We start from the raw sequence: 7,687 nt of genomic DNA on the forward strand, positions 1-7,687 counted from the left end.
CACTAAGAATGAGCATGTCCCGCGGGGCCGGCGGTGAAGAGTGGGCATGTCCTACTGGCTGGCGGTGACCGAGCGCTGGCACAGCCCGATGAACCCGCCCAGCTGCTCCAGCCCCTCAGGATGCACGGGGAGGTAATTGGTCAGCTCCGGGGCGCGGACCACGACGGCGCGCCACTGGCCGCGGGACACCGCCACGTTGATCCGGTTGCGCGAGAGCAGGAAGTCCATGCCCCGCGGAGCCTCGGCCACCGCGGAACACGCCATCGACACAATCACGACGGCGGCTTCCTGGCCCTGGAACTTGTCCACGGTTCCCACCCGCACGCCGGGGAGTCCCGCGCTGTCCAGCGCATCGCGGATCACGTTGACCTGGGCGTTGTAGGCGGCCACGACCAGGATGTCGGCGGCGTTGAGGTGCCGGGTGCCCTGCTCGGAGTGCCAGTTCAGTCCCAGATGGCGCCGCACCTGCCGGACGACTTCGCCGGCTTCCTCGGTCGAGGACGTGACGTTGCCGCTGTGCTGCACCATGACGGTTTCGATCCCGGCCGGAACTCCCTCGAGCCGCCGGAAGTCGGCCGCCGGAGCCGAACGCAGCTTGCCCTCATAGGAGAGTTCCGAGACGGCCCGGCACAGCTCGGAGGTCATCCGCCACGAGTCGGCCAGAAAATAGCCAAGCTCCGGCGGCAGCGTGGCATGACCGGCGGAAACCCAGCCCAAGGCTGACTCGTCCACGGGTTCGGGGTGTGCGCCCTGACTGACCTGCGGCAACTGCTGGGGATCACCGAGCAACAGCAGGCGGCTGCTGGCCTGTGCCACGGCGAGCGTGTTGGCCAAGGAGAACTGACCGGCCTCGTCGATCACCAGCAGGTCCAGCGATCCGGCCGGGACGTTGGCTCCTGTCACGGTCCACGCCGTACCGCCGACCAGCGCCCCGCCGGGTGAGCTCAGCAGTCGGGCCACATCCTTCGCCGAGCGCTGCCCCCAGGGGAGCGGCTCCCCGTGTTTCACTTCCTTGGCGACCACGGACGGATCGACGCCCGCCTTCGTTACTGCCGTCGTCAGCAGGTTCTCCACTACCGCATGGGATTGGCCGACGACGCCGACTTTCCAGCCCCGCGCAACCAGCCGGGCGATGACGTGCGATCCCACATGGGTTTTGCCGGTCCCGGGCGGCCCCTGGACAGCCACGTAGGAGTGGTCCAGGACTCCGACCGCCGCCGTGATCGCGTCGATGAAACGGTCCGGGCCTTCCCCTGGTGCGGGCAGTTCCGCCCCGGCCAGCAGCCGCGGCGGAACACGGCGGATGAGATCCAGCGCCGGATGACGCGGGAAAACCGGCGGATTGGACTGCAGTCCCGCGGCGACCGCGGAAGCCAACGCCGCCAGCGCGTCCTCGAGGCTCTTGGTCTGGATGGGTTGGTCCTCGGTCAGCGCAACGGGGACCTGGCTGTAGGGTTCAATGGCCTTGCGGAGCTTGTCCCGGATGACGACGGTGTCCCTGCCATCCTCGTGGCCCAGCTCCAGAACCTCGGTGCCGAACCACCCGTTGCGTCCGGTCCCGTTGAGACCCGTGCCCTCCAGCCCGGCCGGCAGCGGCGGCTCATACATGCGGAACCAGGTGCTGCCCTCGCGGAGATCCGAGCCCGGACTGACCGTGCCGATCAGTTTCACCTTCCGCTCCGGAAGCTTGGCGCCATCTTTCCACCAGTCCTCGAGCACCTCCGCGTCCTCGACCAGGAAAACATTGCGGTCCTGCTGGTGGTGCGTGTCCGGGCCGTGCTCGCAGCGGTCGAAGTGCGCCCACCAGAACGCCTTGCGCTCCCGGCGGTGATAGCTGACGGCCGCCGCCAGCATGGAGACCGCTTTCCGGTCACCCTCGGACAGCCCGACGCAGGCACCCGCCAGACCGGCCAGCGCCACTTCCAGCGGGTCCAGGTCAGCGGCAACCGACGCGGTGTCCGCGCCGCCGTCCACCGGCAGCGACGCAGCGCCGGATGACGCGGGGTTGGACGGCGCGCCGTCGCCGCCCGGCGTGATGCCGCGCTCCCGGGCCAGATTCAGGAGCCAGTTCCGCAGCTCCAGCGTGGAGAGGCAGTCGTATTCGTTGTAATCGGAGATCCCGGCGAGGATCGCGGCCGCTTCCTCGGGCCGCTCATTGTCGCGTGCATCGCAGTAATGGGCGTAGGCAACCACGGAAGCGCCGGCGTCCTTCACATCCCCGGAGCGCAGATGGGTCCCCATGTATAGTGGCTCGAGCTTCTTGATGCTGTAGGAGTTTTCGGAGATGCGGATGCTGTTCCGGACCGTCTGGTAGAGGTCCACCAGGAGCCCCTCCCGCAGCCATTCGTCGACGACGTCTTCGCCGGCCACGTGCAGCACGGAGAGCTTCCGGAGCGCCGTCTTCTCGTAGGCGGCGTAGTGGTAGACGTGCATGTCCGGATGGTCCCGCCGGCGTTTCTCCACATAGTCGAGGAAGTCGAGGAACGCTTGCTTCTCCGCCTCCCGGCTGTGCGCCCAGAACGGCCGGAACACCCCCGGGACGCCGGGCCGTGTGGGCGCTTCGATGACACCGAACAGGTACTCCAGTCCCCAGACGCCGGTGGCGCTTTCCTGCCACAGCGGATCGCCCTCGAAGTCGAAGAAAATGTCGCCCTCGCTCGGCGCGGGGATTTCGGCGAGCGTGTGCTCCGGAATTACGCCAAATCGAATGGTGTGCTCGTCGCCGTCCTTGACGTACCGGACTTCCCCGTCCGCGGGGCCGATGCCACTCTGCATCCGGGCCTGGGCCTGCAGACGCTGCAGCGAGGCATTCTGGTTGACGAGGTTTGCTTCGGCAAACGCTCGAACCGTACGGATGCCGTCCTTGTGGAGTTCCTTGCGCCGTGCCGAATTCATCCGCGCCACCAGGAGCAGATCGTCGGTGGCAACGACCTGCTCGTGGCAGTAATCGCAGCGGCCACAGGCGCTGAGCCCGGGCGCGTCCCACTGGACGGAGCCGGGTTGGGCGAGGTGGGAGGAGGTCAGTGCCAGGAACCGGTCCCTTCGCTCCCGGAAGACGGGAAGAATTTCCGCAAGTTTGTGGTGGCTGCGGACGTAGTCGAAGCCGCCGCCCGGGAGCTGGACCGTGGCGCCGAGGACCAGGGTGACGGCCGGGGAGGGGGTTATCCCGGCCTTCAACAATTGATCGCCGTAGGCCGCAAGCTGGAGCAGCGCCGTCACCTTCGCGTGGCGGGCCAGCTTGGAGTCGAACACGGCGTAGCTGCCGTCAGCCTGCCGAACGAGGAAGTCGGAGCGGCCATGGAACTGGCCGTCGAAGAAGGCCGCCTGGAAGACGACGTCGGCGCCGGAACGCAGGGCGTCGATGGATTCCCGGTGCTTGGCCTGAAGCGTCGCGCGGTCCATGGACTCAGCCGGGACGACGTCGTAGACGCCGCGTCCGGCGGCCGCGTCCCAGTGGCCGAAATCCGCGACGAAACCGGCGAGGACGTTTTGCTCGTGGAGGTCGCCCAACTCGGCGGCGTGTTTGAGCATCTCATCGACGTCGAAGACGGCTTTGGGCGAGCGGCCCAGCTTCTCATCGAGCTTCCTGAGCAGCTGGTACTCGCAACTGGCCGCGATGACGAGGTCGCTGGCGGAGAAGACCAGGTCCGGTGCGGAACCCGGTACCTCCGGTTCAAGAAAAAACACTGTGCCCCCGATGTTGATGCGGTGTTGTTCAGATGCGGTGTTGTTCAGGTGCGGTGTTGTTCAGATGCGGTGACTTGACGGTTCGACCGTCTATTCCTCAAGTTATCAAAGCCCTCTGACAATCCTGCGAGCACGTTGGGTGGAAGGGACTGGTTCCGGTCGGAGTCCCGGCGTAGGGTTCTGAGGACGATGACCGAACAGCAGCCCTTCGAGCTGATCCAGCACTTCCCGGATTTCGAGCTGCGCCGCTATCCCGCACATGTGGTGGCAGAGTTGCAGGTGCAGGCCACGTTCGACCGGGCCGGCAATGCGGCGTTCCGCCAGCTCTTCGACTACATCAGCGGCAACAACGCCGCGCGGCAATCGGTGTCGATGACCGCCCCGGTGGTGCAGGAGCCCGGCCGGTCGCAGAAGCTCGCCATGACCGCCCCGGTGCTCCAGCGCGGATCACTGACCGGTGGCGGGGATACCGCCGAGTTCACCGTGGCTTTTGTCCTGCCGGCCGGAATGGCCGCCGAGACCGCTCCGGTCCCGACGAATCCTGCCGTCAAAATCCGGAGCGTGCCGGACTCCCTGACCGCAGCCCTGGGCTTCTCCGGCGGCGGATCTGAGAGCGCCTTCGGGAAACGGAACCAGGCACTGCAGGCCGCGCTGGCCGCGGCCGGTCTCAGAGCAGTCGGACTCCCGCGGTTCGCCCGCTTTGATCCGCCGTTCAAGCCCTGGTTCCTCCGCCGCAATGAGGTCCTCCAGGACGTCGAGCGGCCCCGTCCCGCCCCCGGCGCCCCCGCGTGAAGACCGCGGTAAGGCAAAATGGCAGGGTGACCCAACTCCCGCAGCGCCCTTCCCCGTCAGACTCCGCAACGCCCCCAACGACTCCGTCTCTGCAGACTCCCTCTCCGAGGACCCGGGCCCCGCACAGCCAGGAGTCGGGCATCGCCGCCCAGATCGCCGCCGAACTTGGTGTGCAGGCCTGGCAGGTGAAAGCGGCCGTGGACCTGCTCGACGCCGGGTCCACCGTGCCCTTCATCGCCCGGTACCGCAAGGAGGCCACCGGGACGCTCGATGACACCCAGCTCCGAGAACTCGAGGAGCGGCTGCGCTACCTGCGCGAGCTCGAGGACCGCCGTCGGACCGTCCTCGAAGCGATCGCAGCGCAGGGATCGCTCACACCGGAACTGCAGGCCGCGATCGTCGGCGCCGACACCAAGTCCCGGCTGGAGGACATCTACCTGCCGTTCAAGACCAAGCGGCGGACCAAAGCGCAGATTGCCCGCGAGGCGGGGCTGGAGCCGCTCGCCGACGCGCTGCTGAAGCGCCCGGAGCTGGATCCGGAGCGTGAAGCCACCAAGTATCTCAACGCCGAACACGCCATCGGGGACACCGCCGCGGCGCTCGCCGGCGCCCGCTCCATCCTGGTGGAGCGGGTCGCCCAGGACGCCGACCTGGCGGCCACGCTGCGGGAGCGGCTCTGGACCCAGGGCCGGATGGTGTCCCGCGTGAAGAAAGGCAAGGACGCCGAGGGACAGAAGTTCAAGGACTACTTCGAGTTCTCCCAGCAGCCGTCCGGGATGCCCTCGCACCGCGTCCTGGCGCTGCTGCGCGGCGAAAAGGACGGGGTTCTGGAGCTGGATCTCGCCGAGGCTGAACCGAACGACGACGCCGCCCTCACCGCCGCGCGCGGCCGGTACGAAGCCGCCGTGGCCCGGTTCCTCGGGGTTGCCGACCGCGGCCGACCCGCCGACGCCTGGCTGCTGCAGACCGCCCAGCTCGCCTGGCGCTCGCGCGTGCTGGCCCGCTTGACCGCAGACCTGCGGAGCCGGATGTTCGCCGCCGCCGAGGACGAGGCCGTGCGGGTCTTCGCCGCCAACCTCCGGGATGTGCTCCTCGCGGCGCCAGCCGGAAACCGCGCCACCTTGGGCCTGGACCCGGGGCTGCGTACGGGGGTGAAAGTCGCGGCCGTGGACGGCACCGGCAAGGTGGTGGCGACCGACACGATCTACCCGCACGCCCCGGCCCGGAAGTGGGACGAGGCGCTGCGGACGCTGGTGAACCTTGCCCGGAAGCACGCCGTCGAACTCGTGGCGATCGGCAACGGCACCGCCTCGCGGGAGACGGACAAGCTCGCCGCCGAACTGTTGAAACAGCTCGCCACCGGGTCAGAAAGCAAAGCGCAGAAAATTGTGGTGTCGGAGGCCGGCGCCTCGGTGTATTCCGCGTCGGCGCTGGCCGCGGCGGAGCTGCCCGGTATGGATGTGTCCCTGCGCGGCGCCGTGTCCATCGCGCGGCGGCTGCAGGACCCGCTCGCGGAGCTGGTGAAGATCGAGCCGAAGTCGATCGGCGTCGGGCAGTACCAGCACGACGTCACGGCTGCGAAGCTGGACCGCAGCCTCGATGCCGTCGTCGAGGACTGCGTGAACGCCGTGGGTGTGGACGTGAACACCGCCTCGCCCGCGCTGCTGAGCCGCGTGGCCGGCGTCGGGCCGCTGCTGAGCGAGAACATCGTGGCCTACCGGAACGAGCACGGCCCGTTCACCAAGCGCAGCGAGCTGAAGAAGGTGCCGCGGCTCGGCGCCAAGGCGTTCGAACAGTGCGCCGGCTTCCTGCGGATCACCGGGGGAGCGGATCCGCTGGACGCCTCCAGCGTGCACCCGGAGGCGTACCCGGTGGCGCGGAAGATCAAAGCCGCCGCCGGGGGGAAGGGGCCGACGGCGGGTAGCTACGCCGCGTTGAATCCGCAGGACTTTGTCGACGGGACCTTCGGCCTGCCCACCGTGCAGGACATCATCGCCGAACTCGAGAAGCCCGGCCGTGACCCGCGTCCCGCCTTCGCGGCGGCGACGTTCTCTGAGGGCATCGAAAAGATCTCTGACCTCAGGCCCGGGATGGTGCTGGAGGGGACTGTCACCAACGTCGCGGCCTTCGGTGCGTTTGTCGACGTCGGGGTGCACCAGGACGGACTGGTGCACGTCTCCGCGTTGGCCAACCGCTTCGTCTCCGACCCGCGGGAGGTGGTTAAATCCGGCCAGGTCGTGCGGGTCAAGGTGCTGGAGGCGGACCCGGAACGGAAACGGATCTCGCTGACACTGCGGCTCGACGACGAACCGGCCCCCGCCGGGGGACGTGCGGACTCCGGCGGGCGCACCGCACCCGCGGGGGGACGTGCGGAATTGCGGCCGGAGCGTTCGCGGCAAGGAACCCCACAGGCCGGGGCGAAGCGGCCGACGCCGCAAGGGTCGCCGGCCAGGGAGCCCCAAGAAGCCAGGCAAACCCAGGCGTCGAGGCCAGCCCCGGCACCTGCCAACACGGCGATGGCCGAGGCGCTGCGGAAAGCCGGGCTCGGAAAGTAGGCTCCTGACCGTTTATCGCGGGATTTCCTACGCGCAGGACTCGGCCGTTCAGCCGACGAACTCGTTGAGCGCGATCACGTTGCCTTCGGAGTCCTCCAGGAACGCGGATTTGGCCGGACCGAAGTCCATCACGTCCCCGACGGCCGTGCCCTCGACTCCGGCGAAGCTGGCCGGGGCAAGCGGGCGGAACGTGGCGCCCCGGGCCTTGAGCGCCTCGACGACTTCCTCGATGCCGGTGACCATGAAGCTGATCATCGGGTAGGGCGGTGGAACGCGGTCAGGCATTTCGCTGACGGCAATGCTTGAGCCGTTGGCCGCACCGAACACCATAGGATCGTCCGTCGGGCCCGTGAGCAGTTCGAGTCCGAGGACGTCACGGTAGAACCTACGGGCGCGGTCACCGTCTTTGGCGGGCAGGATCGGATTGACGTAGAACCGGCTGAGCATGCTGTGCCTCCTCGTTCGCGGTGCGTTTGCGGATGCTTCCATCGTGGCAGAATCCGTGGGGCACTGAGGGGTCTTTGGCAACGCTTGCCGGCCGGCAGGGCCTCGCGCCACGTCAGGCGGCGGTGTTGAGGTCTGTGGGGTGGAAGTAGTAGTTGCGTCTGGGTTGTCGGCGCGGGTCGATGTGGGGTGGCGGGATGAACCAGGGG

General features: G+C 68.2%; 4 protein-coding genes. 2 read left to right on the top strand and 2 right to left on the bottom strand.

Translation table 11 applies throughout. From position 1 onward, the window contains the following. Positions 1-51: 51 nt before the first annotated feature. Positions 52-3,687 (bottom strand): TM0106 family RecB-like putative nuclease, encoded by a 3,636-nt coding sequence (locus J2X01_RS18880; RefSeq protein WP_310061061.1) that lies wholly within the window; start codon positions 3,685-3,687, stop codon positions 52-54. Between the two features lie 189 nt (positions 3,688-3,876). Between J2X01_RS18880 and J2X01_RS18885 the strand changes: the two genes are divergently transcribed. Next, positions 3,877-4,479 carry an SOUL family heme-binding protein gene (locus tag J2X01_RS18885; RefSeq protein WP_310061064.1) on the top strand — a complete coding sequence of 201 codons (603 nt, stop codon included), beginning with the start codon at positions 3,877-3,879 and terminating at the stop codon, positions 4,477-4,479. Positions 4,480-4,505: 26 nt separating this feature from the next. Then, complete coding sequence (locus tag J2X01_RS18890) at positions 4,506-7,034, top strand: Tex family protein (protein ID WP_374724997.1); 2,529 nt, start codon at positions 4,506-4,508, stop codon at positions 7,032-7,034. Between the two features lie 48 nt (positions 7,035-7,082). Here the strand turns inward: J2X01_RS18890 and J2X01_RS18895 are convergent, their stop codons facing one another. Beyond that, positions 7,083-7,481: a VOC family protein gene (locus J2X01_RS18895; protein WP_310061067.1), complete on the bottom strand. Its 399-nt coding sequence runs from the start codon at positions 7,479-7,481 to the stop codon at positions 7,083-7,085. Positions 7,482-7,687: the final 206 nt, after the last annotated feature.

Source organism: Arthrobacter ginsengisoli (assembly GCF_031456935.1).
Classification (GTDB): Bacteria; Actinomycetota; Actinomycetes; order Actinomycetales; family Micrococcaceae; genus Arthrobacter; species Arthrobacter ginsengisoli.

What these genes read in the sequence shown, in the direction of transcription:
- J2X01_RS18885 (WP_310061064.1), top strand. Translation starts at nt 3,877, where the DNA reads ATGACCGAACAGCAGCCCTTCGAGCTGATCCAGCACTTCCCGGATTTC.
- J2X01_RS18895 (WP_310061067.1), bottom strand. Translation starts at nt 7,481, where the DNA reads ATGCTCAGCCGGTTCTACGTCAATCCGATCCTGCCCGCCAAAGACGGT.